This is a genomic window from Phenylobacterium sp. J426 (genome assembly GCF_024699945.1).
Taxonomy (GTDB): domain Bacteria; phylum Pseudomonadota; class Alphaproteobacteria; order Caulobacterales; family Caulobacteraceae; genus Phenylobacterium.
On the sequence record NZ_JAJOMY010000001.1, the window covers coordinates 960712 to 985719 of the forward strand.

General features: G+C 69.5%; 21 protein-coding genes and 5 pseudogenes. 7 read left to right on the forward strand and 19 right to left on the reverse strand.

What is annotated here, in order from left to right; translation table 11 throughout:
• Nucleotides 1-152: 152 nt before the first annotated feature.
• The 6 genes and pseudogenes from LRS10_RS05060 to LRS10_RS05080 form a co-directional block, all read right to left on the reverse strand.
• Nucleotides 153-416 carry an ATP synthase F1 subunit epsilon gene (locus tag LRS10_RS05060; protein WP_257836294.1) on the reverse strand — a complete coding sequence of 88 codons (264 nt, stop codon included), beginning with the start codon at nt 414-416 and terminating at the stop codon, nt 153-155.
• A 6-nt stretch (nt 417-422) separates the two neighbouring features.
• Nucleotides 423-1955 carry a F0F1 ATP synthase subunit beta gene (gene atpD, locus LRS10_RS05065; RefSeq protein ID WP_257836295.1) on the reverse strand — a complete coding sequence of 511 codons (1533 nt, stop codon included), beginning with the start codon at nt 1953-1955 and terminating at the stop codon, nt 423-425.
• An 18-nt stretch (nt 1956-1973) separates the two neighbouring features.
• Nucleotides 1974-2195, reverse strand: a complete 222-nt coding sequence (locus LRS10_RS24915) for a F0F1 ATP synthase subunit gamma (protein ID WP_374570908.1) — start codon at nt 2193-2195, stop codon at nt 1974-1976.
• 64 nt (nt 2196-2259) lie between these two features.
• A pseudogene (locus LRS10_RS05070) lies at nt 2260-2847 on the reverse strand (FoF1 ATP synthase subunit gamma); the annotation flags it as partial.
• Nucleotides 2848-2878: 31 nt separating this feature from the next.
• The gene (gene atpA / locus LRS10_RS05075) at nt 2879-4411 is read right to left on the reverse strand and encodes a F0F1 ATP synthase subunit alpha (protein ID WP_257836296.1); all 1533 of its coding nucleotides are present in this window, start codon (nt 4409-4411) and stop codon (nt 2879-2881) included.
• 5 nt (nt 4412-4416) lie between these two features.
• Nucleotides 4417-4971, reverse strand: a complete 555-nt coding sequence (locus tag LRS10_RS05080) for a F0F1 ATP synthase subunit delta (RefSeq protein ID WP_257836297.1) — start codon at nt 4969-4971, stop codon at nt 4417-4419.
• 1246 nt (nt 4972-6217) lie between these two features.
• On the opposite strand from LRS10_RS05080, the pseudogene LRS10_RS24920 reads away from it, so the two are divergent.
• The 3 genes and pseudogenes from LRS10_RS24920 to LRS10_RS05090 form a co-directional block, all read left to right on the forward strand.
• Nucleotides 6218-6319, forward strand: a pseudogene (locus tag LRS10_RS24920) (hypothetical protein); the annotation flags it as partial.
• Nucleotides 6320-6617: 298 nt separating this feature from the next.
• Nucleotides 6618-6731 (forward strand): annotated as a pseudogene (locus LRS10_RS24925) (hypothetical protein); the annotation flags it as partial.
• A gap of 366 nt (nt 6732-7097) precedes the next feature.
• Nucleotides 7098-7490 carry a type I secretion C-terminal target domain-containing protein gene (locus LRS10_RS05090; protein ID WP_257836299.1) on the forward strand — a complete coding sequence of 131 codons (393 nt, stop codon included), beginning with the start codon at nt 7098-7100 and terminating at the stop codon, nt 7488-7490.
• A gap of 113 nt (nt 7491-7603) precedes the next feature.
• Here LRS10_RS05090 and LRS10_RS05095 read toward each other — a convergent pair whose 3' ends face one another.
• On the reverse strand, nt 7604-7948 hold the full coding sequence (locus LRS10_RS05095) for a hypothetical protein (protein WP_257836300.1): 345 nt from the start codon (nt 7946-7948) through the stop codon (nt 7604-7606).
• A 316-nt stretch (nt 7949-8264) separates the two neighbouring features.
• On the opposite strand from LRS10_RS05095, the gene LRS10_RS05100 reads away from it, so the two are divergent.
• Complete coding sequence (locus tag LRS10_RS05100) at nt 8265-10244, forward strand: transglycosylase domain-containing protein (protein ID WP_257836301.1); 1980 nt, start codon at nt 8265-8267, stop codon at nt 10242-10244.
• Here the strand turns inward: LRS10_RS05100 and LRS10_RS05105 are convergent.
• The 3 genes from LRS10_RS05105 to LRS10_RS05115 all read right to left on the reverse strand — a co-directional run bounded on the left by LRS10_RS05105 (nt 10241) and on the right by LRS10_RS05115 (nt 12957).
• Nucleotides 10241-10978 (reverse strand): M48 family metallopeptidase, encoded by a 738-nt coding sequence (locus LRS10_RS05105; protein ID WP_257836302.1) that lies wholly within the window; start codon nt 10976-10978, stop codon nt 10241-10243. The genes LRS10_RS05100 and LRS10_RS05105 overlap by 4 nt on opposite strands.
• A gap of 9 nt (nt 10979-10987) precedes the next feature.
• A complete protein-coding gene (locus LRS10_RS05110) occupies nt 10988-12259 on the reverse strand; it encodes a polyhydroxyalkanoate depolymerase (RefSeq protein ID WP_257836303.1) in 1272 nt (423 codons plus the stop codon).
• An 86-nt stretch (nt 12260-12345) separates the two neighbouring features.
• A complete protein-coding gene (locus tag LRS10_RS05115; protein ID WP_257836304.1) occupies nt 12346-12957 on the reverse strand; it encodes an SCO family protein in 612 nt (203 codons plus the stop codon).
• Nucleotides 12958-13009: 52 nt separating this feature from the next.
• Between LRS10_RS05115 and LRS10_RS05120 the strand changes: the two genes are divergently transcribed.
• Complete coding sequence (locus tag LRS10_RS05120) at nt 13010-14383, forward strand: ActS/PrrB/RegB family redox-sensitive histidine kinase (RefSeq protein ID WP_257836305.1); 1374 nt, start codon at nt 13010-13012, stop codon at nt 14381-14383.
• Between the two features lie 81 nt (nt 14384-14464).
• Nucleotides 14465-15022: an ActR/PrrA/RegA family redox response regulator transcription factor gene (locus LRS10_RS05125; RefSeq protein WP_257836306.1), complete on the forward strand. Its 558-nt coding sequence runs from the start codon at nt 14465-14467 to the stop codon at nt 15020-15022.
• Nucleotides 15023-15026: 4 nt separating this feature from the next.
• On the opposite strand, the gene mmcB is transcribed toward LRS10_RS05125, so the two are convergent.
• The 5 genes and pseudogenes from mmcB to LRS10_RS05150 form a co-directional block, all read right to left on the reverse strand.
• The gene (mmcB, locus tag LRS10_RS05130) at nt 15027-15482 is read right to left on the reverse strand and encodes a DNA repair putative endonuclease MmcB (RefSeq protein ID WP_257836307.1); all 456 of its coding nucleotides are present in this window, start codon (nt 15480-15482) and stop codon (nt 15027-15029) included.
• A 95-nt stretch (nt 15483-15577) separates the two neighbouring features.
• Nucleotides 15578-16702, reverse strand: coding sequence for a ferritin-like domain-containing protein (locus tag LRS10_RS05135; protein WP_257836308.1), 1125 nt, complete (start codon nt 16700-16702; stop codon nt 15578-15580).
• 142 nt (nt 16703-16844) lie between these two features.
• Nucleotides 16845-17973: pseudogene (locus LRS10_RS05140) on the reverse strand (ferritin-like domain-containing protein).
• A gap of 132 nt (nt 17974-18105) precedes the next feature.
• On the reverse strand, nt 18106-18513 hold the full coding sequence (locus LRS10_RS05145; protein WP_257836309.1) for a metallopeptidase family protein: 408 nt from the start codon (nt 18511-18513) through the stop codon (nt 18106-18108).
• Nucleotides 18514-18519: 6 nt separating this feature from the next.
• Nucleotides 18520-19053, reverse strand: coding sequence for a hypothetical protein (locus LRS10_RS05150; RefSeq protein ID WP_257836310.1), 534 nt, complete (start codon nt 19051-19053; stop codon nt 18520-18522).
• 103 nt (nt 19054-19156) lie between these two features.
• Here LRS10_RS05150 and LRS10_RS05155 point away from each other — a divergent pair, with 103 nt between their 5' ends.
• Nucleotides 19157-21475 (forward strand): PAS domain-containing sensor histidine kinase, encoded by a 2319-nt coding sequence (locus tag LRS10_RS05155; RefSeq protein WP_257836311.1) that lies wholly within the window; start codon nt 19157-19159, stop codon nt 21473-21475.
• Nucleotides 21476-21506: 31 nt separating this feature from the next.
• Here LRS10_RS05155 and LRS10_RS05160 read toward each other — a convergent pair whose 3' ends face one another.
• The 4 genes and pseudogenes from LRS10_RS05160 to LRS10_RS05175 form a co-directional block, all read right to left on the reverse strand.
• A complete protein-coding gene (locus LRS10_RS05160) occupies nt 21507-21827 on the reverse strand; it encodes a 2Fe-2S iron-sulfur cluster-binding protein (RefSeq protein WP_257836312.1) in 321 nt (106 codons plus the stop codon).
• 23 nt (nt 21828-21850) lie between these two features.
• Nucleotides 21851-23081, reverse strand: a pseudogene (locus LRS10_RS05165) (NAD(P)/FAD-dependent oxidoreductase).
• A 36-nt stretch (nt 23082-23117) separates the two neighbouring features.
• Nucleotides 23118-24128: an endonuclease/exonuclease/phosphatase family protein gene (locus LRS10_RS05170; protein ID WP_257836313.1), complete on the reverse strand. Its 1011-nt coding sequence runs from the start codon at nt 24126-24128 to the stop codon at nt 23118-23120.
• Between the two features lie 86 nt (nt 24129-24214).
• Nucleotides 24215-24997, reverse strand: a complete 783-nt coding sequence (locus LRS10_RS05175) for a succinate dehydrogenase iron-sulfur subunit (protein WP_257836314.1) — start codon at nt 24995-24997, stop codon at nt 24215-24217.
• Nucleotides 24998-25008: the final 11 nt, after the last annotated feature.

A 25008-nucleotide genomic window follows, 5' to 3' on the forward strand; every position in this document is an offset into this window, starting at 1 on the left:
GCGGTGGCCAGGCCGGCGGCCAGGATCAGGCTGGAGATGGCGAGACGCATGGACAGAGTTCCCCTGACTTCAGGCCGCGCATAAAACTTGAGCGAGGCGCCGGAGGCAAGGCCCGACGGCGCCCAACTCAAGGCGAATTTACTTCTGTCGTTTTATGCGGCTTCGGCAGCGTGCTCGGCCAGGATGGTGAGGCCCTCCGGCGTCACGTCGGCGAAACCGCCGCGGACGTCGTAAACCGTCACCTTGCCGTCCTGGTAGACGCGGACCTGGCCTTCCTTCAGCGCCGTCATGAACGGCGCGTGGTGGGCGAGGACGCCGAAGTCGCCTTCCGACCCCGGCGCGTCGACCTGGTCCACCAGGCCCGAGAACAGTTCGCGCTCGGGCGAGACCAGCGAGAAGTGGAGCTTGTCGGCCATCTTGCCTTACGCTTCCGACGCCAGCTTCTCAGCCTTGGCGACGGCCTCTTCGATGGCGCCAACCATGTAGAAGGCGGCTTCCGGCAGGTGGTCGTACTCACCGTCGCAGATGGCCTTGAACGAGCGGATCGTGTCCTTCAGCTCGACGAAGGCGCCGGGCGTGTTGGTGAACTGCTCGGCCACGTGGAACGGCTGGCTCAGGAAGCGCTGGATCTTACGGGCGCGGGCGACCGTCAGCTTGTCCTCTTCCGACAGCTCGTCCATGCCCAGGATGGCGATGATGTCCTTCAGGGCCTTGTACTGCTGCAGGATCTCCTGCGTGCGGCGGGCGACCTGATAGTGCTCTTCGCCGATCACCAGCGGGTCCATGATCCGCGAGGTGGAGTCCAGCGGGTCCACGGCGGGGAAGATGGCCTGGGCGGCGATGTCGCGCGACAGCACGGTCGTGGCGTCCAGGTGGGCGAACGAGGTGGCCGGCGCCGGGTCGGTCAGGTCGTCGGCGGGCACGTAGATGGCCTGGACCGAGGTGATCGAGCCCTTGTTGGTCGAGGTGATCCGCTCCTGCAGGTTGCCCATCTCGGTGGCCAGCGTCGGCTGATAGCCCACGGCCGAGGGGATGCGGCCCAGCAGCGCCGACACTTCGGCGCCGGCTTGCGTGAAGCGGAAGATGTTGTCGACGAACAGCAGCACGTCCTTGCCTTCCACGTCGCGGAAGTACTCGGCCTGGGTCAGGCCGGTCAGGGCGACGCGGGCGCGGGCGCCGGGCGGCTCGTTCATCTGGCCGTACACCAGGGCGCACTTGGAGCCCTCGGTGCCGCCGTTGTTCTTCTTCGGGTCCACGTTCACGTTGGACTCGATCATCTCGTGGTAGAGGTCGTTGCCCTCGCGGGTCCGCTCACCGACGCCGGCCAGCACGGAATAGCCGCCGTAGGCCTTGGCGATGTTGTTGATGAGCTCCTGCATCGTCACGGTCTTGCCGACGCCGGCGCCGCCGAACAGGCCGATCTTGCCGCCCTTGGTGTAGGGGCACATCAGGTCGATGACCTTGATCCCCGTGACGAGCACTTCGGCCGAGGTCGACTGCTCGGCGAAGCTCGGGGCTTCGCGGTGGATCGGAGCGCGTTCGCTGGTGCCGATCGGACCGGCTTCGTCGATCGGCTCGCCGATGACGTTCATGATGCGGCCCAGCGTCGCCGGGCCGACCGGCACGCGGATGGAGTCGCCGGTGTCGACCACGGGCTGACCGCGGGTCAGGCCTTCGGTGGTGTCCATGGCGATCGTGCGGACGGTGTTCTCACCCAGATGCTGGGCCACTTCCAGCACGAGGCGGAACGGGGCGCCGGTCCGCTGGTCGGTGTTGGTGGTCTCGAGCGCGTTCATGATCGCCGGCAGGTGGCCGACGAACTCCACGTCGACGACGGCGCCGATGACCTGGACGATCTTGCCCGTGGCGACGCCTTGGGCGGTCGGCGCTTGCGGGGCGGCGGCGGCCTTGGCCGGAGCGCGGCGGGCGGGCTTCTTGGCGGGAGCTTCAGACATGTCGGGCTCTTTCGGTGACTACAGCGCTTCGGCGCCGGAGATGATCTCGATCAGCTCCTTGGTGATCTGCGCCTGGCGTGAACGGTTGTATTGCAGGGTGAGGCTGGCGATCATGTCGCCGGCGTTGCGGGTGGCGTTGTCCATCGCCGTCATCTGGGCGGCGTAGAAGCCGGCCTGGTTTTCCAGGGTGGCCGAGAACAGCTGGGTGGTGACATTGCGCGGCAGCAGCGTCTCGAGGATCTCCCTCCTCGCCCGGCTCGTACTCGTAGACCGCGCCCTTCAGGTCCAGCGGGGCCTGGCCCGACGCCACTTCCGCCGGCACCAGCTGACGAGTGGTCGGCGTCTGGGTGACCACGGACTTGAAGCTCGAGAAGACCAGGTGGATCACGTCCACCTCGCCGGCCTCGAACATGTCCTGGATCTTCGTCGAGACTTCCTCGGCGACCACCAGTGAAGGGTTGCCGCCGGCCTCGTAGGTGGCGACCAGGCGGTCGCCGGCCAGACGGCGCAGCTGGTCACGGGCCTTGCGGCCGATGGTGATGACGCGGACGTCCTTACCTTCGGCCGAGAGGGCGTTGATCTTCTCGCGCGCGGCGCGGACGATCGAGCTGTTGAAGCCGCCCGCGAGGCCGCGGTCCGAGGTCGCCACCACCACCAGATGGCGGCGGTCCGAACCCGTGCCGGCCAGCAGCTTCGGCGCGCCCTCGCCCGAGACGCCGGCCGCCAGATTGGCGATGACGGCGGCCATCCGCTGGGCGTAGGGCCGAGCGTTCTGGGCGGCGTCCTGCGCCTTCCGCAGCTTGGCCGCGGCGACCATCTGCATCGCCTTCGTGATCTTCTGCGTGGCTTTCACGCTTCCGATCCGATTGCGCATTTCCTTGAGGCTGGCCATCGCCGGCTACTCGCTCCCGGGTCAGGTCGGCTTAGGCGAAGGTGTCGGCGAAGGCGGCCAGGGCCGACTTCAGCTGGTCCTCGACGGGGCCGAGGTCCTTCTTGGTGCGGATGGTGTCCAGGATGTCCTGGTGCTTGGCGTGCATGTGGGCCAGCAGCTCGGCCTCGAAGCGGCCGACCTGGGAGGTCGGGACCTTGTCGAGGTAGCCGCGGGTGCCGGCGTAGACCGACACGACCTGCTCTTCCACCGCCAGCGGCGAGTACTGCGGCTGCTTCAGCAGCTCGGTCAGGCGCTCGCCGCGCGCCAGCTGGCGCTGGGTGGCGACGTCGAGGTCCGAACCGAACTTCGCGAAGGCGGCCATTTCCCGGTACTGGGCGAGCTCGCCCTTGATGGGACCGGCGGCGGTCTTCATCGCCTTGATCTGGGCCGACGAGCCCACGCGCGACACCGAGATGCCGACGTTCACGGCCGGGCGGATGCCCTGGAAGAAGAGGTCGGTTTCCAGGAAGATCTGGCCGTCGGTGATCGAGATCACGTTCGTCGGGATATAGGCCGACACGTCGTTGGCCTGCGTCTCGATGACCGGGAGGGCGGTGAGCGAGCCCAGGCCGTTGTCCTCGTTCAGCTTCGCCGCACGCTCCAGCAGGCGCGAGTGCAGGTAGAACACGTCGCCCGGGTAGGCCTCGCGGCCCGGCGGACGGCGCAGCAGCAGCGACATCTGGCGATAGGCGACGGCCTGCTTGGACAGGTCGTCATAGATGATCACGGCGTGCATGCCGTTGTCGCGGAACCACTCGCCCATGGCGCAGCCGGCGAACGGGGCCAGGAACTGCAGCGGGGCCGGCTCGGAGGCCGTGGCCGACACGACGATGGTGTAGTCGAGGGCGCCGCGCTCCTCGAGCGTCTTCACGATCTGGGCGACGGTCGAACGCTTCTGACCGATGGCCACATAGATGCAGTACAGCTTGGCGCTCTCGTCGTCGCCGGCGTTGATCTGCTTCTGGTTCAGGATGGTGTCGATGGCGACGGCGGTCTTGCCGGTCTGGCGGTCGCCGATGATCAGCTCGCGCTGGCCCCGGCCGACCGGGATCAGGGTGTCGATCGCCTTCAGGCCGGTCTGCACCGGCTCGTGCACCGACTTCCGCGGAATGATGCCCGGCGCCTTCACGTCCACTCGGCGGCGCTCGGCCACGTTCTGGATCGGCCCCTTGCCGTCGATCGGCTCGCCCAGCGGGTTGACGACGCGGCCCAGCAGGCCCTTGCCGACCGGCACGTCCACGATCTCGCCCAGGCGGCGGACTTCGTCGCCTTCGCGGATGGCGCGGTCCTCGCCGAAGATCACGATGCCGACGTTGTCGCGCTCGAGGTTCAGGGCCATGCCCTTCACGCCGGCCGACGGGAACTCCACCATCTCACCGGCCTGGACGTTGTCGAGGCCGTAGACGCGGGCGATGCCGTCGCCCACCGACAGGACGGAGCCCACGTCCGAGACGTCGGCTTCCTCGCCGAAGTTGGCGATCTGGGACTTCAGGATGGCCGAAATCTCGGCGGCGCGGATATCCATGGGCTTTACGCTCTCTTGAGGGCGAATTTGAGGGAGTCGAGCTTCGAACGGAGCGAAGCGTCGAACAGACGGGAGCCGACCTTCACCTTGATGCCGCCCAGCAGGGACGGATCGACGCGGGTCGTGATTTCAGGGTCCTTGCCGAGCGCCTGACGGAGCGCGGCGGCAACGCCCTTGGCCTGCGCCGAGGACATGGGGACGGCGGTGACCACCTCGGCCGAGACCGCGCCGCGGGCGGCGGCGGCCAGGCGCTCGAAGGCGTCGATCGCGGCCGGCAGCGCTGCGGCGCGCCCGTTGGCGGCGACCAGGCCCAGGAACTTCTGGGTGATCGGGTTGAAGCGGGCCTTGGCGGCGATGGCGGCCAGGCCCTTGCGCTTGTCTTCGGCGGCGAAGGCCGGCGAGGACAGCAGCGTGCGCAGGTCCTTGCTGTCGGCGATGGCCGCCTTCAGGGACTTCAGGTCCGCCTCGACGGCCTGGACCTGCTTCTGTTCGTTCGCGAGATCGAACAGGGCCTGGGCGTACCTGGAACCCACATTCGAAGACTTGGAGTCGTCCGCCACTTAAATCTCGCCCGGTGCGTGCCATGAGCCGCTAGCGGAGCTTCCGTTGCGGCACTAAAGGCTTGAAAGCGCTTGAAAAAGGCACAAGAGGCCAAGAGCCCGAAAGGCCCCTGGCCCAAAGCCGCGCGCCTACTAGCACGCGTTCTTTTGCGCCGCAACCGAAGGGGGACCGCCCCGTGGCGATTCTGTCCGATGACGGCGCCGCAGGGTGAGACTCGCGGGGGCCTTGGCCATAACACGCGAGCGTGAACCTCGGCCTTTGGAACACACCGCACTTTCAAAGGGTTGGTGGTCGCTGCCGCGGATCTGGCGACCGCGGCGGCCCGTGATCGTGCGCCGTCGGGGAGCGCGACGCGGCTGGTCTTCGGAGTCTTGCATGTCCTGTCAGTGTTTCTCCGGCGCACGGGCGAAGCCCTGTTGCGCGGACGTCCCGCAATTCCGGACGGAGGGCTGACCCATGACCGGGACAACCCCCTCGATCTCCATCGCTTCGGTTCCCGGCGGACAGATCGGGGTTTCCGAGGCAGGCCTGCCGAACGGCAGCCAGGCCGGCCAGGTCAGCACCTCCGGCAGCTGGACCTTCACCATCGCAGCGCCGGACGGCGTGGGCGACCTCACGGTGGGCGGCTACCGGGCCATCGCCGACGGGGTCTTCACGGCTGGGTCCATCGCGTTCGGACCGGGCGTGCTCTCCGTCACTGCTTATAACGCAGCGGACGGCTCGGTGACCGCCGCCTTCCAGATCACCACGCCCTACCAGAGCCCCCACGCCGGGCCGCAACAGCGCTACGGCGATTTCCTGAGCGCCCCGATCATCCTGACCGACAGGGACGGAGATCGCGCCGAGGCCAGCCTCGGCATCCAGATCCGCGACGACGAGGCGCTGGTCCTTAGCCAGGACAGCGCGACGGTTCAGGCCGGCCGCGCGGTGACGGGCAATGTGATCACCGACGGCACGCCGGACCGGTTCACCGCGGACGGTTTCGGCAGCGTCACGCGGGCTGGCACGGATACGGCGGCGGCCCCCGTGGCCATGCCCGACCGGGGCGTCGCCACCGTGGAAGGCGCCTATGGAGTCCTGACCCTCGATCGCTGGGGCGGCTACACCTACACCGCCAACGCCGATGCGCCGGCCGGCGCGGTCGATCACCTCCGCTACTGGGCGAGCGACGGCGACGGCGACGAGGCGTCCTCCTGGCTGCACATCACCATTCAGGCCGGCGGCTCGTCGCCGACCGAGGGACGGATGGTCAACTCGCCCGGCCCCAATTCCAACGTGGTGGGCTCGGCCGGTGCGGACACGATCACCGCCAGCCAAGGCGGCGACACCATCACGACGGGCGCCGGCGCCGACGTGATCGTGATGTACACCACCCCCTGGTCTCCGCACGTGGTGAAGGACTTCACCCTGGGCGCCGACACGCTCGACCTTCGCCCGCTCGACGCCTACCTCGGATCGGATCCGGTGGGCGACAAGTACATCGTGTTCCTGGATGACGGGGCCGGCGGCACGAAGGTGCTCTACGACTCCGACGGCGCGGGCGCGGGCCAGCAGTGGCCATCGTACATCCTCCACCTGCAGGGCGTCTCATCCCAGGGCCTGACATGGCGCCAGCTCACTGGCGAGGCCGGCGGCGGCGGCGGCGATGACGGCGGCGGGAACGACGGCGGCTCCGGCCAGACGATCGTCGCCTCCGGGCCGAACTCGACGCTGGCCGGCGGGGGGTGGGGCCGACACGATCACCGCGAGCCGCGGCGGCGACGTCATCACCGGCGGCGCCGGTTCCGACCTCTTCGTCTTCGACACCAACCCCTGGTCGCCACACGCGGTGAAGGACTTCCGCGTCGGCGAGGACAAGTTGACGCTCTCGGCGCTGCTGCGGGACGCCGGCTACACCGGCTCCGATCCGGTCGCGGACAAATACGTCTGGCTGCTGGACGACGGCGCGGGCGGCCTCAACCTGCTCTTCGATTCTGGATGGCGCGGGCCCGAGCCCGCAATGGCCGAACTTCGTCGTGAAGCTCGAAGGCGTTTCGGCGTCGACCACCTGGGCCCAACTCACCGGCGGCGGCGGCGCGGGCGAACCGCCCCCCCGCCGCCGCCGCCGCCCTCTGGGGACGGCGAGGTGATCCAGTCGGCAGGCCCCGGCTCCACCCTGACCGGCGGCGCGGGCGCCGACACGCTGAACGCCAGCCGCGGCGAGGACGTGCTGACCGGGGGTGGTGGGGCCGACCGCTTCGTCTTCGCCGACGAGAACTGGGCCCCGGCCACGATCACGGACTTCAGCGCCGCCCAGGGCGACAAGATCGACCTGTCGGGGGTCTTCGCGGATTGGGGCTATGCGGGGTCCGATCCCTTCGCCGAGGGCCGCATCATCCTGCAGGGCGACGGTCAGGGCTCGACCCTGGTGCTGCTGGACGACGATGGTCCCGGCGGCGACTGGCCGAACTATGTGCTGCTGATCCGCGGCGTCGGCCTGGAAGTGATGCAGGACCCCGGCCACTGGATCTTCCGCTAGTCGGCCAGGCGAGCCCGCTCGCATCCGGCGGGTTGGATCCCAAAGAAAACCCCGCCGGCTCGGCCGGCGGGGCTAAGGCAACAGAGCTCGACTAGAGAGAGCTGCTGGGAGACTTACTGCTTCGCCAGCTGCGTGCCGTCGGCCTTGGCGACCGCCTTGGCATTGCAGTCGGCCAGCTTGGCGTCTTCCAGGGCCTTGCGGCCTTCGAACGACGACACGGCGCCGACCTTCGAGGCGATGGTCTTGCAGGTGGCGGTGGCGAAGGTCTGCGAGGTCGGGGCGGTCGCCACGCAGGCGTCGCCTTCGCAGACGAACATCGCGCCGCCGGCGATGAACTTGGTCTTTTCGGCGACCGGGGCTTGCAGCTTCGCGGTCACGGCGTCGGCGGCGAACGCGGCCGAACCGGCGGCCAGGGTGGTCAGGGCGGCGCAGGCGGCCGCAAGGGTACGGAGCTTCATCGAGGAGCCCTCCAGCGTTTCGGGGAGTGGCGACGCCCTGCTCGAGGCGCCGGCCCCTTCCGCCGCGTGGGACCGCCGCGAGTATCCCCACTCACGGCGCACGACGAACTGAGCAACGTAAAGATAACGGTGTTAAGATCGTATGCGCAACCGCTATTTGCGCAACGCGGCTATGCGGGAATGCAGAGCTGGCGCCCCGGCGGAAGGGCGACGAGGTGCGACGTTCATATCTCGTCAATCTTGTTTGGCGTTCCGTGCCGCTGAGATATGGCTGCACCGGGCTGGGGCGGCTCGGAACGGTTAGGACGACGCAGAGATGGCCAATGCGGGACAGGGTGGTCGAGGACCCCGGCCGCCCCGCGAGAAGCGTTCGCCCCTGCAGGCGCTGATCTATTGGGTGCTGGTCCTGGGGGTCTGGGGCCTGATCTTCCTGGTGGCGTTCTTCGCCGTCTTCGCGGTCGACCTGCCGGACACCTCCAGCCTCTACGACGTGAAGCGCCAGCCGTCGGTCTCCTATCTCGACCGGTCCGGCGCGCTCGTCGCCGTGCGCGGCAGCCAATATGCGCCGCCGGTCGACCTCGACCGGCTGCCGAAGCATGTGCCCGAGGCGTTCATCGCCATCGAGGACCGCTGGTATTACTGGCACTTCGGCTTCAACCCGTGGGGCATCGCCCGCAGCCAGATCTACAACATGAAGCGGGACAGCGGCCCGCTGAGGGGCGGTTCGACCATCACTCAGCAGCTGGCGCGCAACCTCTTCCTGACTCCCAGCCAGAACTATCGCCGCAAGGCCCAGGAGCTGATCCTGGCCGTCTGGCTGGAAGCGCGGTTCTCCAAGAAGCAGATCCTCGAGCTGTACCTGAACCGGGTCTATTTCGGCGCCGGCGCCTACGGCATCGAGGCCGCTTCGCAGCGCTACTTCGGAAAGCCTGCCGAGAAGCTGACGCTCGGCGAGGCCGCCCTGCTGGCCGGCATGATGAAGGGCCCGTCGCGCTATTCGCCGGTCGCAGCCACCGACCGCGCGGCCCGGCGCGCCACCGTCGTGCTCGACAAGATGGTCGAGGCGAAGTTCATCACGCCCCAGGAACGCGAAGCCGCCTTCCAGACCAAGGTGCGGGTCAACCCCGTTCTGGCCAATCAGCGCGCCCAGTACTTCACCGACTGGGTCGACGATCAGGTCCGGAGCCTGGTGGGCGAACCCACCGAGGACCTCGTGGTCGAGACCACGCTCGACCTGCCCCTGCAGGCCGCAGCCGAGCAGGCGGTGCAGCGCGGCGTCGAAGCCGCCAAGGGCCAGGGCGTGGAGCAGGGCGCGCTGGTCTCGATCGACGGTGAGGGCCGGGTGCGGGCCTATGTCGGCGGCACCAACTATCTGCAGACCCAGTTCGACCGGGCGACCATGGCCCGGCGCCAGGCGGGTTCGGCGTTCAAGCCGTTCGTCTATCTCACCGCCATGGAGGCGGGCCGTACGCCCGACACGCCCGTGGTGGACGAGCCGGTGAAGATCGGCAACTGGGAGCCGCGCAACTACACCGGCGAGTACCTGGGGCCGATCAACCTGCAGACGGCGCTCGCGCAGTCGGTGAACACGGTGGCCGCGCGGCTCGCCAACGAGGTCGGCACCTCCAACGTCGCGGCGACGGCGCGCCGCCTCGGCATCACCTCGAACATCCAGCTCGACCCCTCGATGGCCCTGGGCGCGGTGGAGGTCAGCCCGCTGGAGATGTCGCAGGCCTACGCCCCCTTCGCCAACGGCGGCTTCCTGGCGAGAGGCTATGGCATCGAGCGGATCCGCACCTCGAACGGCCGGGTGCTGTACGACCACAGCGTCGACCGGCCGCCGCGGCAGGCCGTGATCGGCCAGCCGTCGCTCGCCTACATGAACCAGATGATGCGGCAGGTGATCACGTCGGGCACCGGCACGCGCGCCAGGGTTTCGGGCTACGACATCGCCGGCAAGACGGGGACCACGAGCGATTATCGTGACGCCTGGTTCGTCGGCTACACCGGCGGCTTCGTGACCGCGGTCTGGGTCGGCAAGGACGACAACAAGCCGATGCGGCGCGTCACCGGCGGCGGCGCGCCGGCCGGGATCTGGAAGGACTTCATGACGGCGGCCCTGCCCCGGCTGAACGTTCAGCCGATCCCCGGCAGCATCGTGCCGGCCCCGGCCCAGCCCGATCCGATCGGCGACGTCATCGACGGCATCACCGACTTCTTCGGCGGCGGCCGCAACGATCCGCCGCCCTCGGAGTTCGACGCGCCCCAGCGCCGCCGCGAAGAGGTCCCGTTCTAGCGTCCGAAGGCGTGGAGCCGCGCGCCCTCCGCCCGCAGCCAGGCGCGGTGGCGACGCTCGTCGCCGACCAGGCTGCGGACGTGGGCCCAGAACCGAGGGCCGTGGTTGAGCTCCAGCAGATGGGCGCACTCGTGGGCGACCACATAGTCGGCGACTTCGAACGGGGCGAGCGCCAGCCGCCATGAGTAGCGGATCGACGCCGGCAGCCGGCCGGTGGCAGGCCGGCAGGAGCCCCAGCGGGACTTGGCGTCGGCCACCGCCACCTTCGGAACGGCGACACCCAGCCGGGCGCAGTGGAAGGCGGTGCGTTCCGCCAGCACGTCGGCCGCCCGGCGCTTGATCACCAGCATCACCGCCCGCGCGTAGCCCTCGCCCTCGCCCATGGCCGCGATGCGGGGCGTCGAGCCGTCATCGGGCTCGATCCACTTGGCGCGGCCGGTTCCCTGTTCCAGGCGCACCGGGCGGCCCAGCACCTCGATCAGCTGGCCGGGCGCGAGCGGCGCGGTCGCCGGCAGCTCGGCCAGCCGCTCGGCGATCCAGCCGGCGCGGTCCCGCGCGAACGCGGCGGCCTCGGCAAGGTGGCGAAGGCTGGGCGCCGTCGCCACGATCTCCCGCCGCGTGCGGTCGAGGCGCAGCGAGACGCGTCGCGCGCGTCGGTTCACCCGCAGGCGCACCACGGCGCCGGCGACCTGGAGCTCGTCTCCGTCGGAATAGGAAGCGCGGAAGGGACCCACCGCCCCTATTTAGGCAGCCGCCTCGCCCGTGTCGAAGGCCGGATCGGTGCGGCGGATGAACGCCCGGACCCTGGGATAGATCTCCTCCCGGAACCGCTTGCCGTTGAAGACGCCGTAGTGGCCGACGTGCGGCTGGACGTAGTCCTCCTTCAGCTCGCCCGGGATGCCGGAGCACAGCTCGTGCGCCGCCTGGGTCTGGCCGATGCCCGAGATGTCGTCGTTCTCGCCCTCGACCGTCAGCAGGCCGATGTCCGAGATCAGGTCAGGTCGCACGTGACGGCCGCGATGGTAGAGCTCGCCCCTGGGCAGCAGGTAGCGCTGGAACACCACGTCGACCGTCTGGAGGTAGAACTCTTCGGTCAGGTCGAGCACCGAAAGGTACTCGTCGTAGAACTCGAGGTGCTTCTCGGCGCTGTCGCCGTCGCCGTCCATGAGCTGCTGCAGGTAGCGCAGGTGAGCTTCCTGGTGCTTGTCGAGGTTCATCGACATGAAGCTGGCCAGCTGCACGAAGCCCGGATAGACGCGCCGACCCATGCCCGGATAGGGCCCGGGCACGGTGTAGATCATGTTGCTCTCGAACCAGGCGAACGGCCGCTCTTCCGCCAGCTTGTTGGTCACCGTCGGCGACAGGCGCGCGTCGATCGGCGAGCCCATGAAGGTCATGGAGGCGGGGCGGCTCTCCTCGCCGTCCTCGGCCATCAGCGCCGCGGCGGCCAGCACCGGCGGGCCCGGCTGGCAGACCGCCACGACGTGCGGACGGGGGCCCAGCGCCCGCAGCATCTCGCGGACGTGATCGATGTAGTCGTGGAAGTCGAAGCGGCCGTCCATCACCGGCACGTCCCGGGCGTTGGACCAGTCGGTGATGAACACCTCGTGGTCCTGCAGGAAGGCCTCCACCGTGCCGCGCAGCAGGGTCGCGTAGTGACCGGACAGCGGCGCCACGATCAGGACCGCCGGCTCCAGCTCGCGGCGGCCGGCCCGGCGCAGATCGGCGCGGTCGCGGGCGAAGTGGATCAGCCGGGCCCATGGACTGGACCAGACCTCGGTCTTCCGAACCCGGACGGGCTGGCCGGCGATCTCGACCGTGTCGATGCCCCAGACGGGCTTGCCGTAGCGGCGGGTCAGGTTGGTGACGAGATCGGAGACGGCGAACAGGCGGCGGCCGGCATCGGTCTCCGCCGCGGGGTTCAGCGGCGATCCCCAGAACTGCCGGGCGGCCAAGGCCGCGAACCGGAACGGCGTGGAGGCGTAATAGCCTGCCTCGTACAAGGTGTAGAGCATGGACGCCCCATTATGCTGCGTCGCAACATAACATGTGAACCGTAAAGAAGCTCCACAAGCTTCAGTGTCGCAGGACGACGGCGGGCTCAGCAGCGCTCGGCGTTCGGCCCCGCCTTCATGGCCGCGGCGATCTTCGCGGCGGTCTGGTCGGGCGTCAGTTCGTAGGGCAGCACGCAGACGAAGCGGCCCCTGGGGTTCATCAGATAGGTGTAGGAGGCGTGGTTGACGGTGTAGTCCGGCCCCTCGCCCGATTTCGAATAGTAGACGTGGTAGGCCTTGGCCGCCGCGTCGACCTGGGCGGGCGTGCCGGTCAGGCCGACCAGGCGCTTCGGGAAGGCCGGATTGTTCAGATAGGCGGCCATCTGCTGGACCGTGTCGCGCTCCGGATCCACCGAGATCAGCACCGTCTGCAGGTCGCCGGCGCGGTCGCCCAGCTGGCGCTCGACCTCGGCCATCTCGAAGAGGGTCGTCGGACAGATGTCGGGGCAATGGGTGAATCCGAAGAACACCGCGCTCCACTTGCCCTTCAGCACTTCCTGGTCGACGCTGGCGCCCGATGCGTCGACAAGCTGGAACGGTCCGCCGACGGTGGCGGTTTGCTCTTCCGAACCCAACAGACCCCGTTGGACGGCGAGACCGGTAAGGATGGCCAGCGCCAGAGCCAAGACCGCGACGAGCGCAAGGACGCGCCTGGACATGCCTCAATCCCTTGCCATGCGGCGCCGCCGCCACCGGCGGGCCTGAGCGGCCGTGGCGACGACTCGCGTGCAGACGGCGTCCGCCGCCGCCTCGGAGAGCGGGGATAGGACGGGCTCGCAGACGGCGCAAGGCGTGTGGGACCAGGCCGATGTCAGCCGCAGCCATCTGCGGGTCCGCACCCTCGTCACGCTCCGCTGGCTGATCCTCGCCATCCAGGTGGGAGTGGTGGTCGGCCTGTGGTTCGGCCTGGGCTATCCCGCGCCCTATCCGCTGGCCGTGGCCACGATCGGGGTGGGCGCCTGGGTCAATCTGCTGACCGGCGTGGCCTCGCCCCTCCAGCGGGTCACCCAGGACCGCGAGGCGGTCATCCACCTGTCGGTCGACGTGTTGCAGATCGCCGTGTTCCTGGTGCTGCTGGGCGGGACGGCGAACCCATTCGTGGTGCTGCTGATCGTTCCCGTGGCTCTGGCCGCCGCCACCCTGCCGTGGCGGGCGGTGCTGACGGTCGGCGCGCTGTCGGCGGCCGCGACCCTGGCCATCGCCTTTGTCTCGGCGCCCTTCCCGGCCTCTGAGCCGCCCTCGCTGGGCCTTCAGCATCGCCTGTTCGCCGCGGTGGCCAACGTCGCCGCCATGGCGCTGATCGCCGGCTACGTCCGCCAGTCGGCCGAGGAGGCGGCGCGGATGGCGCTCGCCCTCGACGTCACCCAGGCGGTGCTGGCGCGCGAGCAGCGGCTCTCGGCCCTCGGCGCGCTCGCCGCCGCCGCCGCCCATGAGCTGGGCACGCCGCTGGCGACCATCTCCATCGTCGCGAAAGAGATGGCCCGCGAGGCGACCACGCCCCAGGTCAAGGAAGACGCCGACCTGCTGATCGGGCAGGCCGAGCGCTGCCGCGAGATCCTCAAGCGCCTGTCGGAAACCCCCGACCAGGCCTCGGACGAGGTCCACGAGCGCCTGTCGCTACGCCAGCTGGTGCACGAGGTGATCGAGCCTCACGCCGCGATCAAGGACGTCCGTGTCGAGGCCATCGTCACCGGCGCCAAGGGGGTGAAGACGCCCGATATCCGCCGCCTGCCGGAGATCCTCCACGCCATGACCACCTTCGTGGAGAACGCCGTCGACTTCGCGGCTTCGGAAGTTCTCGTCACCGCCCGCTTCGACGCCGACACGGTGTCGATGGAGGTTCGCGACGATGGCCCCGGCTTCGCGCCGGACATCCTGGCCAAGCTGGGCGAGCCCTATGTCACCAGCCGCCCGGGCGTCGAGGGCGGCCGCACCGGGCACGTCGGCATGGGCCTGGGGTTCTTCATCGCCAAGACCCTGCTGGAACGCACCGGCGCGCAGGTGACCTTCCAGAACGGCAAGCCGCGCGGCGCGGTGGTTTCCGCCCGCTGGCCGCGGGCCACCATCGAGGCGAGCCAAGCATGACCGCAGCCAAGCTTGCACAAATGCGTTCAGGTGCGACAGACTGTCGCAGTACAACCATAGGGAGCCCTTAGGGGGCCGCGCATGACCGACCTGTCTTCCGAGATCGCCGCTCTGCCCGACAAGTCCTTGCTGGTGCTGGACGACGATGCGCCCCTACGCAACCGGCTGGGTCGGGCGCTCGAACAACGCGGCTTCGAGCCTACCCTGGTCGGCAGCGTCTCGGAAGCCATCGCGGCGGTCCGGGCGAAACCGCCGGCCTACGCCGTGCTCGACATGCGTCTGGAGGACGGTTCGGGCCTGAAGGTGGTCGAGGCGGTGCGCGACGCCCGCCCGGACGCCAAGATCATCATGCTCACCGGCTACGGCAACATCGCCACCGCGGTCCAGGCCGTGAAGGCCGGCGCGGTGGATTACCTCTCGAAGCCCGCCGACGCCGACGACGTCGCCCGCGCCCTTCTGGCCCGCGGCGACGCCGCGCCGCCGCCGCCCGAGAACCCGATGAGCGCCGATCGCGTGCGCTGGGAGCACATCCAGCGGGTCTATGAGCTCTGCAACCATAACGTTTCCGAGACGGCGCGCCGGCTGAACATGCACCGCCGGACGCTGCAGCGGATCCTGGCCAAGCGGGCGCCCCGCTAGGACCTCAGAGCGCGTTGGTCTCCACGCCCGCCGCGCGGAGCGCCGCCAGGCGGGCGAAGGCCAGGGTCAGCGCCTTGCGCCGCGCGCCCGCCAGCGGCGTCACGGGCGCCTCGCGCAGGATGGCGCCGCCGAAGCCGTCGGCGACGATCAGCCCGGGCTCGTCGGGCAGGATCTCGCGCGGGAACTCCGGACTCACCGCGAAGGCGAAGGCGTCGCAGTAGGGCAGGTACTCGTGCCACTTCTGGTCGGTGCGGAAGTCCTCCACCCCCGACTTGACCTCGACGATGAACACCTCGCCCTTCGGACCCAGCGCCATCAGGTCGGCCCGCCGGCCGTTCGGCAGCGTCACCTCCGCCAGCGGCGCATAGCCCAGCGCCGTCAGGAACCGCGCCGCGCCGCGCGTGACGGTTGCGGTGGTCTCGGGCCGGGAGATGGCGACGACGGTGACGGACACGTCCATGCCGCCACCTTGTTCCGGCTACGTTCCCGAGGCAAGCGCGGCCGTCGCTTTTCCGGCGGCCCCGATGTCGCGGCCCGGCGTGCGCAGCCGCCCGGCTATTCCGCCGCCACCGGCGCCGTTCGGGCGCGGTCGCGGAAGTTGATCTCCTGCAGGTAGCGGATGCCGTCCTCCGCGATCTCGTCGCCCACCATCCGGTCGCCCTCGCCGGCCAGTTCGTCCAGGTCGACGTACATGGCGTAGAAGCTGCGGGTGCGCCCTGTGATCAGTCCGGCCTTCAGCAGGGTCTTGATCAGCACCCGGAAGATGTTGGTGTCGCTACGGTAGCGGCGGTTCGGGTCGCGCGACTTCCGATACTCGACGATGTCGGCCACGACTCGCTCGGGATCCATGCCGAAGCCGCCGAACAGCTCGGCCATCTGGTGCGGCGCGCCGCGGTCGAACAGCAGCTTCTGGGCGCAGTGGGCGGTCCAGTCCTCCACCAGGTTCCGCTCGGCCTCGGTGAGCTGCGGAATGGTGCGGTCGGCCCAGATCTTCCCGAACTTGTGGTGGAAGGCCTCGTCGGTCATCACCAGCTGGAACAGCTTGCGGGCCAGCGGGTCGCGGTTGTGCCGGTAGCCGTGGGCGAAGGCCCCCATGGCGAGGCCCTCGACCAGCATCTGCATGCCGACGATCTTCTTGTACACCTCGGGCGCTTCGATGATCTCGACCAGCAGCGACTTCAGCGCCGCGCCGCATTCCACCGGCCGCCCCCAGCGGGCCTTCACGTAGCGGGCGAAGGCGGTGACGTGCCGGGCCTCCTCGCGGGTCTGGTTGGCGGCGTACTCCTGGGCGCCCTGGTCCTTCAGCACATGGCAGAGGCTGGCCGACAGGTTCAGCGCGCCCTGCTCGCCATGCAGGATCGAGGAGAAGTTGCGCAGCTGGAGATGGTTGATGAAGGCGGTCCGCTGTGCGCGGTCCCTCAGGCTGTCGTTCACGTAGGGCAGGCGCAGCAGCGGCACCTGGTCCTCGGGCATCATCGGCTCGGCCGCCAGGTCGAACGGCTCGTCGAAGTCGATGTACTTGATGTCCAGCGGATCCCAGAAGTGGTCGTGGGTCGCGCTGATGATCTTGTCGAAGGCGGTGGAGCGGGCGTTGTAGCGATCCAGCTCCAGCATGGATTCGAAGTCGTCCGGCGCTACCGCGCCGTACATCACGTCCTTGGTGATGTTGCCGTCGGCCATCTCGCGGCCTCCTCCCAACGGTCCGTCTGTCGCGAACCTGATCACCGATCAGCTTCGCGCCGGAGGCGGCGGCCGTCAAAGAGAAACGCCCGCCGCTCGATCGAGCGGCGGGCGCCGTATCGCCGATTCGTCGCGGCGGGGCCTACTCGGCCGCGATCAGGACCTGCTTGGCGCGATCCTTGAAGTTGATCTCCTGGAGGTACTTGATGCCCTCCTCGGCGATGTCGTCGCCGACCATCTTCTCGCCCTCGGTCTTCAGCTCCTCGAGGTCGACATAGGTGGCGTAGAACGCCTTCGTCCGGTCGGTGATGATCCCGGCGTTGAGCAGCGTCTTCACCAGCACCCGGAAGATGTTGGTCTGCTCCTTCATGTTCTCGCGGCGGGTCTCGTCGGTGACGATCTGCGCCATCTCCGCGATCACCCGCTCCGGATCCAGGCCGAACTCCTCGTACAGGTCGCGCTGCTGGGTCGGCGCCACGAGGTTGAACAGCAGCGTCTGGAAGCAGTGCGCCGCCCACATCTCGATGATCTCGTGCTCCTGCTCGGTCAGGTGCGGGATCGTGCGGTCGGCCCAGATCTTCCCGAACTTGTGGTGGAAGGCCTCGTCCGTCATCACCAGCTGGGTCAGCTTCTTGGCCAGCGGGTCGTTGGTCTTGGCGTAGATGGTCGCGAACGCGCCCATGGCCAGCCCCCTCGACCAGCATCTGCATGCCGATGATCTTCTTGTAGACCTCCGGGCTGCCGATGATCTCGACCAGCAGGGTCTTCAGCGTCGGGCCGCATTCCACCGGCCGGCCCCAGCGCGCCTTGATGTACTTGGCGAAGGCGGTGACGTGGCGGGCTTCCTCGCGGGTCTGGTTGGCGGCGTATTCCTGCGCGCCCTGGTCCTTGAGCACGTGGCACAGGCTGGCCGAGAGGTTCAGCGCGCCCTGCTCGCCGTGCAGGATCGAGGAGAAGGTCCGAAGGGTCGACTGGTTGACGAAACGCACCCGGGTCTTGTGGTCCTTCAGGTGGTTCGAGACGTAATCCGTCTGCAGCGAGACGATCATGTCCTCGGGGAGGATCATCTCGTTCTCGATGTCGAACGGCTCGTTGAAGTCGATGTACTTGGCGTCCAGCGGATCCCAGAAATGGTCGTGGGTCGCGCTGATGATCTTGTCGAAGGCGGTCGAGCGCGCGTTGTAGCGGTCGAGTTCGAGCATCGACTCGAAGTCGTCCGGCGCCACGGCGTCGTAGATGATGTCCTTGGTGATGTTGCCGTCGGCGGCCATTCGATCGCTCCTACCTGTCAAACGCGGCGCGCCCCCGCCGTCTTGTTGCGCGGAGCATGTGGCGGGATCGGCGATCCGTCAAATAAAATGACGCCTGCGTCATCTTCTCGGCTCGGGCTTCCTGCGTCCCGGCTACTCCGCCGCCGCTTCGATGCCGTCGATGTCGTCGTCGGAGAGGCCGAAGTGGTGGCCGATCTCGTGCACCAGCACGTGGGCGACCAGCTCTTCCAGGGTCACGTCCCCGCGCTCGGCCCATTCGTCGAGGATCGGCCGGCGGTACAGGAAGATCCGCGACGGCTCGGGCGAGATGTCGAACACCGAGCGCCGGGCGAGATCGACGCCCTGGTAGATCCCGGTAAGCTCGAAGGCGTCCTCGATGCCGAGGGCCTCCAGCACCTCCTGCTCCGGGAAGTCGTCGACCCGGAACACCACGTCGCCCGCCAGCTGCCGGAAGCCCTCCGGGAGGTCTGCGAAGGCGCGCTCGGCGATGGCGGCGAGGTCGTCGAGTGTCGGCGCACGCCAGACTGCGGTGTCACTCATCGGGCATCACGATGTGGGCGCCTCCGGCGGGCGGGTTTCGAATAGTCCGATGTCCAGGGGCTGCTGCGGCTTCACGGGCCGAAGCGGCGCGCGGGCGATCGCGCGCAGGGTGTCCGGCTCCAGCGCCTGCTTCGACTTCCGCGCCTGGCGGGCCTGGGGCGCCTCCAGCGGCCGTTCGGGCGTCGGCACGCGCCAGTAGGAGACGATCAGGCGCCAGGCGGTACGCGGCGGCGGAGCCGGCGCGGGCCAGCGGCGGCCGTCCTCGTAGGTCGGTTCCACCGGCTGCGGCGCGCGCCCGCCCTCCGCGACCACCTGCTCGACCAGCTGGCAGAAGCGGTCGGCGGGCTCGGCCGGCTCCAGCCGATCGCCATAGGCCGCAAGCGCCGCTTCCCGCGTCGGAAAGGCCGGGCCCGCCGGATCGGTCGTGAACGCCACCGCCTCGCCCGCCCGGCGCCGCGCCTCGCTCTCGCGCGCCGCCCGGCCGAGGGGCCGGGCGAGCGCCTGCTCGGCGTTGACGGCGACGGGGTAGAGGATCGTCATGGGGCCTATTGTCGCGAACTTTCCTGCACATAGGAACGTGCGTTCGCGTGCGGCAGGGGCGGAGCCGCCGTAAGCTCCGGAGGAGTGATTCGCCGGGGCGTGAATGAGCGCGGACCAATTGATCCTGGCGGCGGCGGCCGGCGCGGTGTCCCTGGCCATCTCCGCCGTCCTGTGGGCGCTGGCGCAACGCCGCCAGAACCAGGCGCGCCTGGATGAGCTGATCGCCAGGATCCGCGGCCTGGAGACCCGCGCCGAGGCGGCGACGGCCTCGGCCGAGGCCTTCGATTCCGCCCTGCTCGCTGTCGAGGACGGCCACGCCCTGCTGGCGTCGGGCGAGGAGAGCCTGGCGATCTGCACCGTGGCTCTTGGGCTTGCCGAGGCCGAGCCCCAGACCCTGTTGAACGCCCTGATGCGCGCGGACCCGGACCACGCCCGGCGGCTGCGCGCGCTGTTCGAGCGCGGCGAGCCCTGCGCCTTCGAGGTGCAGGGGCCCGGCGGCGTGGTGACGGTGGAAGGCCGCGCCGCGGGCGCGCTCGCCTGGCTGCGGGTCTCGGGCGTGCTCGGCGAGGACGCCGGCCTGCCGACCGCGCCGCGCTTCGCCGCCTTCCTGAACGCCCGGGCCTGCCCCGCCTGGATCGCCGCGGCCGACGGCTCGCCCGTCTGGGTCAACGCCGCCTGGCTGAAGGCCGTGGGGGCCGAGAGCCTCGACGAGGCCGCCAAGCGGGGCGCGGCCTTCGACCGGGGCGCCGACGCCGTCGCCTCCGAGGCCGCCAACCTCGGACAGAAGCGCGAGGCCGTGCGCTGGCTCTCGCTGGACGGCCGCCGCCGGGCCTTCCACATCGTCGCCCAGCCCCTGGAAGGCGGCGGCGTCGGCGTCTGGACCGACGACGTCACCGAGCTGGAGGAGCTGCGCGAACAGCTCAAGCGCAACATCGAGGCGCACGACCAGACGCTGAACCGGATCGACGACGCCGTCGCCATCTTCGGCTCGGGCCGCAAGCTCACCTTCCACAACACCGCCTTTGCCGAGCTGTGGGGTCTCGAGCCCGCCTGGCTCGAGGACGGGCCGACCCACGGCGAGGTCCTGGACCGGCTGCGCCAGCGTCGCCGCCTGCCCGAGACTGCCGACTACGCCAAGTGGAAGGCCGCCGAACTCGACCGCTACGAGAAGCTTGGCGAGGAGCCGGACGACATGTGGAGCCTGCCGGATGGCCGGACCCTGCGCGTCGTGCGACAGGCCCATCCGCTGGGCGGCATGGTGGTGCTGTTCTCCGACATCACCGGCGAACTGAAGCTCAAGACCCAATACAACGCCCAGATCCAGGTGCAGCAGGCGACCCTCGACAAGCTGTCGGACGCCGTCGCCGTGTTCGGCTCGGACGGGCGGCTGCGCCTGCACAACGAAAGCTTCGAGCGCTTCTGGGGCATCAGCCACGAGAAGCTCGAGGCGGCCGGCGATTTCGAGGGCGTGGTCGAGCTGTGCGTGCCCAAGCTGCACGACATGGGCTTCTGGCGCGAGCTGAAGGGCCGCGTCGCTGACCCCGATCCCAGCGCGCGGACGCCGATGACCGGGGAGACCCGCACCTCGGACGACCGCATCGTCGAATACCGCTCGCGGCCGCTGCCGGACGGCGCGACGCTGATCGCCTTCACCGACGTGACCGACGCGCGGCGCCTGGAGAGCGCGCTTGCCGACCGGGAGGCGGCGCTGTCCGAGGCCGAGCGGCTGAAGCGCGACTTCGTCGGCAACGTCTCCTACGAGCTTCGCACGCCGCTCACGACGATCATCGGCTACTCCGAGCTGCTGGAGCATTCGGGAGACGCCCTGCCCGAGCGGTCCCGCGGCCACGCCGCGGCGGTGAAGTCGGCCGCCACCCAGCTGGCGCGCTCGATCGACGACGTGCTCGACATGGCCCAGATCGACGCCGACGAGATGGCGCTTGACCTGGCCGACGTGAACGTCGCCGACCTGCTGATCGGCGTCGCCGGCCGCTGGCAGAAGCCGGCCGAGGCGGCCAGGGTCTCGCTGGTCATCGAGCGGCCCGACGACATCGGCCTGATCCGCGGCGACGCCAAACGGCTGGGCCAGGTGCTCGACCACCTCGTGGAGAATGCGCTCACCCAGACGCCGGCCGGCGGCACGGTGACCCTGGCGGCGCGGAAGGCCCTTGGCGAGATCCAGCTGCAGGTTTCGGACTCCGGCCGCGGAATCCCCTTCCACGTCCAGGCGCACATCTTCGACCGGTTCATCGGCCGCGAGCGCGGCGGGCCGGGCCTGGGCCTGGCGCTGGTCAAGGCGCTGACCGAACTGCACGGCGGCTGGGTCGCGCTGGAGAGCGAGCCCGGCGCCGGCGCGCGTTTCACCTGCCACCTGCCGGAAGGGGCCGAGGCGGTGACGGCGCAGCGGGAACTGGCGCTCTAGCGTTCCCTCCCGCGACGGGGAGGGAAGAACGTCAGTGCTGGCTTTCCGGCATGCGGACGATCAGGCCGTCCAGGTCGTCCGAAACCTTGATCTGGCAGGAGAGGCGGCTGTTCTCCTCGACGCCCTCGGCGAAGTCGAGCATCGACTCCTCCATGGCCGAGCGCGTGCCGGTCTTGGCCAGGAACGCCTCGTCCACATAGACGTGGCAGGTGGCGCAGGCGCAGGCGCCGCCGCAGTCGGCGTCGATGCCCGGGATGTTGTTCTTCACCGCGCCTTCCATCACCGACAGGCCATTCTTCACGTCGATGACGTGTTCGGTGCCGTCGTGTTCGATGTACGTGATCTTGGCCATGGATCCCCTCACGGGCCGCGCGACTAGGCGGCGACCTCTTTCATGGAAATGGACGGGTCCGCAAGCCTCGCCTTGTCGACGGCCTTGCGGCTGAGGATGAGCTGCTTGCCCATCATGAACTCCGGCGGAGCGTTGATCGCCTCGACCGCCTGCAGCTGGTTCCCCTTCAGGTGGAACACGGCGAACTTCGCCGTCGCCGGGTCGCCCCGCAGGACGATCTCGTCGGCGTCGAACGGATAGCCCGCGATCTGGAGCTTCAGATCGTACTGGTCCGACCACTGCCAGGGGCATTCGCCCGCAGGCCGCGGACGGCCGGTGATGGCGCTGGCCGCCTGCTTGGCCTGCTCCAGGGCGTTCGGCACGCTCTCCATCCGGAACATGCGGTCGTAGATCGGCATCGGCCGATGCGCGACGTCGCCGATGGCGAAGATGTTCGGGTCCGAGGTGCGGGCGTCGAGGTCGACGACGACGCCCCTCGCCGTCGCCAGCCCGGCCTCGGCGGCCAGTTCGTCGTTTGGCGCCGCGCCCACGCCGACCACCGCCGCGTCGCACGGCAGCACCCGGCCATCGGCCAGCTTCACGCCCGAGACGCGCCCATCCGTGCCCTCAAAGCCCACCACCGAGCAGCCCAGCTCGAAGCGGACGCCACGGGCCTCGTGATAGCTCCGGAAGAAGTCGGACAGGGCGTTGCAGGCGACGCGCGCCAGCAGGCGCGCCTCGCGCTCCAGCACCACCACCTCGGCGCCGAGGGCCCGGCCGGACGCCGCGACCTCGAGGCCGATGTAGCCGCCGCCGACCACCGCCAGCGTCTTGCCGGGGCCGATCGCCGCCTTCAGCTGTTCGGCGTCCGCGGCGGTCCGCAGGGCCATGATCCCCGCTAGGTCGGCGCCCGGAATCGGCAGCGCGAAGGCCCGCGCCCCGGTCGCCAGGATCAGCACGTCGTAGTTCAGCGTCGAGCCGTCCGAGAGCACGACGACCCTGTCGCTGCGCTTCAGCTGGACCGCGCGGACGCCGGGCCGGAAGTCGATGCCGTTCTCGGCGTAGAACTCCAGCGGCTTCAGGGCCAGGGAGTCGGCGTCGGCCTCGCCCTTCAGCCAGGCCTTGGATAGCGGGGGGCCGCTGGTACGGCGGGATCGGCTCCTCGCCGACCAGAGTGATCGGCCCCTCATGCCCGTACTGGCGCAGCAAGGCGGCCGCCGTGCCGCCTGCGTGGCCGGCGCCCAGGATGACGACGTGAGCCGAAGCTGCGCTCATGGAACCTCGATGCCCAAAAGTGACACTGGCGTCAACTTACCGCCTCGCCAGGCAGCGCGCGACCGGCGACGCGCCCGCCGCCCGCCAGGTCAGCTCATACACGACGCGCAGGCCGTCGTGATCCGAAAGCCGCGGACTGTCCGGCCGTCCGTCGAACAGGCTCGCCACCCGCACCGGCCGGATCGTCACGGTCGCGCCGTCGGCGAACAGCTGCAGGTCCTGGGTGTCCATCCAAGGCGCGTCGCCGTCCCAGGACAGCTCGGAGCGGCAGATGTCGGGGTTCTCGATGCAATGCCGGTGGACCAGGTGCATCGGCAACAGCGCATCGAACGTCTCGAAGCGCGCCTCCGAACCACGCATGTTGAAGTCGCCGCCGAGGATGGCGGGAAGCGCCGGGTCGCGCCGCTCCTCGATGAAGTCGTGCAGTTCGGCCGTCTGGATCGCGTGGGCCGCGAGGGTGCGGCTGCGCGGCGCGCGCGAGGCCTTGCGGGAATTCAGGTGGGTGTTGAACACGTCGAGGGTCACGGGCGCGCCGGGAATCGCCAGCCGGGCGTGCAGCGCGCCCTTGTTGCTCAGGCAGTCGAGGCCGGCGCAGCCACGGCGGTTGAAGGGCTCGCCCTGGGAGTCGACGATGGGATAGACGCTGGCGATCGCCAGGCCGCCCGTCGTCAGCCGCAGCCCCACCTCGCCGCGGGTCCAGACCCGGCGGCCGTCCGGCTTCCCGGCGGCCGGCAGTTGCCGACGGTGGCGGCGGCCGGGGCCGGCGACCACCGAGGGATAGCCGCTCGCCTCGACCGCGGCGGCCGCAGGGCGCGAGAACACCTCCTGGAACAGCACGATGTCCGGGCCCGACCCCGAGCGGCGCAGCTCGTCCAGCCGCCGGCCGATCTCCTCGAGCTGCGCCTGCCGGCCGCGCCGGGCCGGCCAGCCCAGGCCCTCGATATTGTAGGTCAGGACGTCGAGGCGCAGGCGCGACGTGCCGTCGGCCGCGGTCTCGATGGCGGGCCTCGGCGCCTCGGCGCAGGTCGCGCTGCGCGCCGCGGGCATGGTGGCGCAGGCCGCGCTGAGCAGGCTGGCCGCCAGGAGGGCGGCCAGGGCCGAACCGCGCCGCCGCCAGGCGGACCGGCCTGGGCTCAGACCACCCGCTCCACGAGCATCTTCTTGACCTCGGCGATGGCCTTGGCCGGGTTCAGGCCCTTCGGGCAGACCTGGGCGCAGTTCATGATGGTGTGGCAGCGGTAGAGCTTGAAGGGATCCTCCAGCTCGTCCAGCCGCTCGCCGGTGGCCTCGTCGCGGGAATCGATGATCCAGCGGTAGGCGTGCAGCAGGGCCGCGGGACCAAGATACTTCTCCTGGTTCCACCAGTAGCTCGGGCAGCTCGTCGAGCAGCAGGCGCACAGGATGCACTCGTAGAGCCCGTCCAGCTTCTCGCGGTCCTGCGGCGACTGCGCCCATTCCTTCTGCGGCTCAGGCGTCTCGGTCTTCAGCCAGGGCTCCACCGAAGCGTACTGGGCGTAGAACAGCGTCAGGTCCGGGATCAGGTCCTTCACCACCGGCATGTGCGGCAGGGGGCTGATCGAAACCTTGTCCCCGGGACACTCCTCGTGGCCATGGGTGCAGGCCAGCGTATTGCGGCCGGCGATGTTCATCGCGCACGAGCCGCAGATGCCTTCCCGGCACGAGCGCCGGAAGGTCAGCGTCGGGTCGATGGTGTTCTTGATGTGGATCAGCACGTCCAGGACCATCGGCCCGCACTGGCTGACGTCCACGTCATAGGTGTCCCAACGCGGGTTCTGGCCGCTGTCGGGGTCGTAGCGATAGACCTTGAAGGTCTTCACCTTGCCGGCGCCCTGCGGCGCCGGCCAGTGCTTGCCCGGCGTGACGCGGGAGTTCTTGGGAAGGCGGATTTCGGCCATCTCGGATCTCT

Bases quoted from the DNA above. Each gene is read 5' to 3' on its own strand.
- LRS10_RS05060 (WP_257836294.1), bottom strand. From the start codon at position 416: ATGGCCGACAAGCTCCACTTCTCGCTGGTCTCGCCCGAGCGCGAACTG.
- atpD (WP_257836295.1), bottom strand. From the start codon at position 1,955: ATGTCTGAAGCTCCCGCCAAGAAGCCCGCCCGCCGCGCTCCGGCCAAG.
- atpA (WP_257836296.1), bottom strand. From the start codon at position 4,411: ATGGATATCCGCGCCGCCGAGATTTCGGCCATCCTGAAGTCCCAGATC.
- LRS10_RS05095 (WP_257836300.1), bottom strand. From the start codon at position 7,948: ATGAAGCTCCGTACCCTTGCGGCCGCCTGCGCCGCCCTGACCACCCTG.
- LRS10_RS05100 (WP_257836301.1), top strand. From the start codon at position 8,265: ATGGCCAATGCGGGACAGGGTGGTCGAGGACCCCGGCCGCCCCGCGAG.
- LRS10_RS05110 (WP_257836303.1), bottom strand. From the start codon at position 12,259: ATGCTCTACACCTTGTACGAGGCAGGCTATTACGCCTCCACGCCGTTC.
- LRS10_RS05115 (WP_257836304.1), bottom strand. From the start codon at position 12,957: ATGTCCAGGCGCGTCCTTGCGCTCGTCGCGGTCTTGGCTCTGGCGCTG.
- LRS10_RS05125 (WP_257836306.1), top strand. From the start codon at position 14,465: ATGACCGACCTGTCTTCCGAGATCGCCGCTCTGCCCGACAAGTCCTTG.
- mmcB (WP_257836307.1), bottom strand. From the start codon at position 15,482: ATGGACGTGTCCGTCACCGTCGTCGCCATCTCCCGGCCCGAGACCACC.
- LRS10_RS05135 (WP_257836308.1), bottom strand. From the start codon at position 16,702: ATGGCCGACGGCAACATCACCAAGGACGTGATGTACGGCGCGGTAGCG.
- LRS10_RS05145 (WP_257836309.1), bottom strand. From the start codon at position 18,513: ATGAGTGACACCGCAGTCTGGCGTGCGCCGACACTCGACGACCTCGCC.
- LRS10_RS05150 (WP_257836310.1), bottom strand. From the start codon at position 19,053: ATGACGATCCTCTACCCCGTCGCCGTCAACGCCGAGCAGGCGCTCGCC.
- LRS10_RS05155 (WP_257836311.1), top strand. From the start codon at position 19,157: ATGAGCGCGGACCAATTGATCCTGGCGGCGGCGGCCGGCGCGGTGTCC.
- LRS10_RS05160 (WP_257836312.1), bottom strand. From the start codon at position 21,827: ATGGCCAAGATCACGTACATCGAACACGACGGCACCGAACACGTCATC.
- LRS10_RS05170 (WP_257836313.1), bottom strand. From the start codon at position 24,128: ATGCCCGCGGCGCGCAGCGCGACCTGCGCCGAGGCGCCGAGGCCCGCC.
- LRS10_RS05175 (WP_257836314.1), bottom strand. From the start codon at position 24,997: ATGGCCGAAATCCGCCTTCCCAAGAACTCCCGCGTCACGCCGGGCAAG.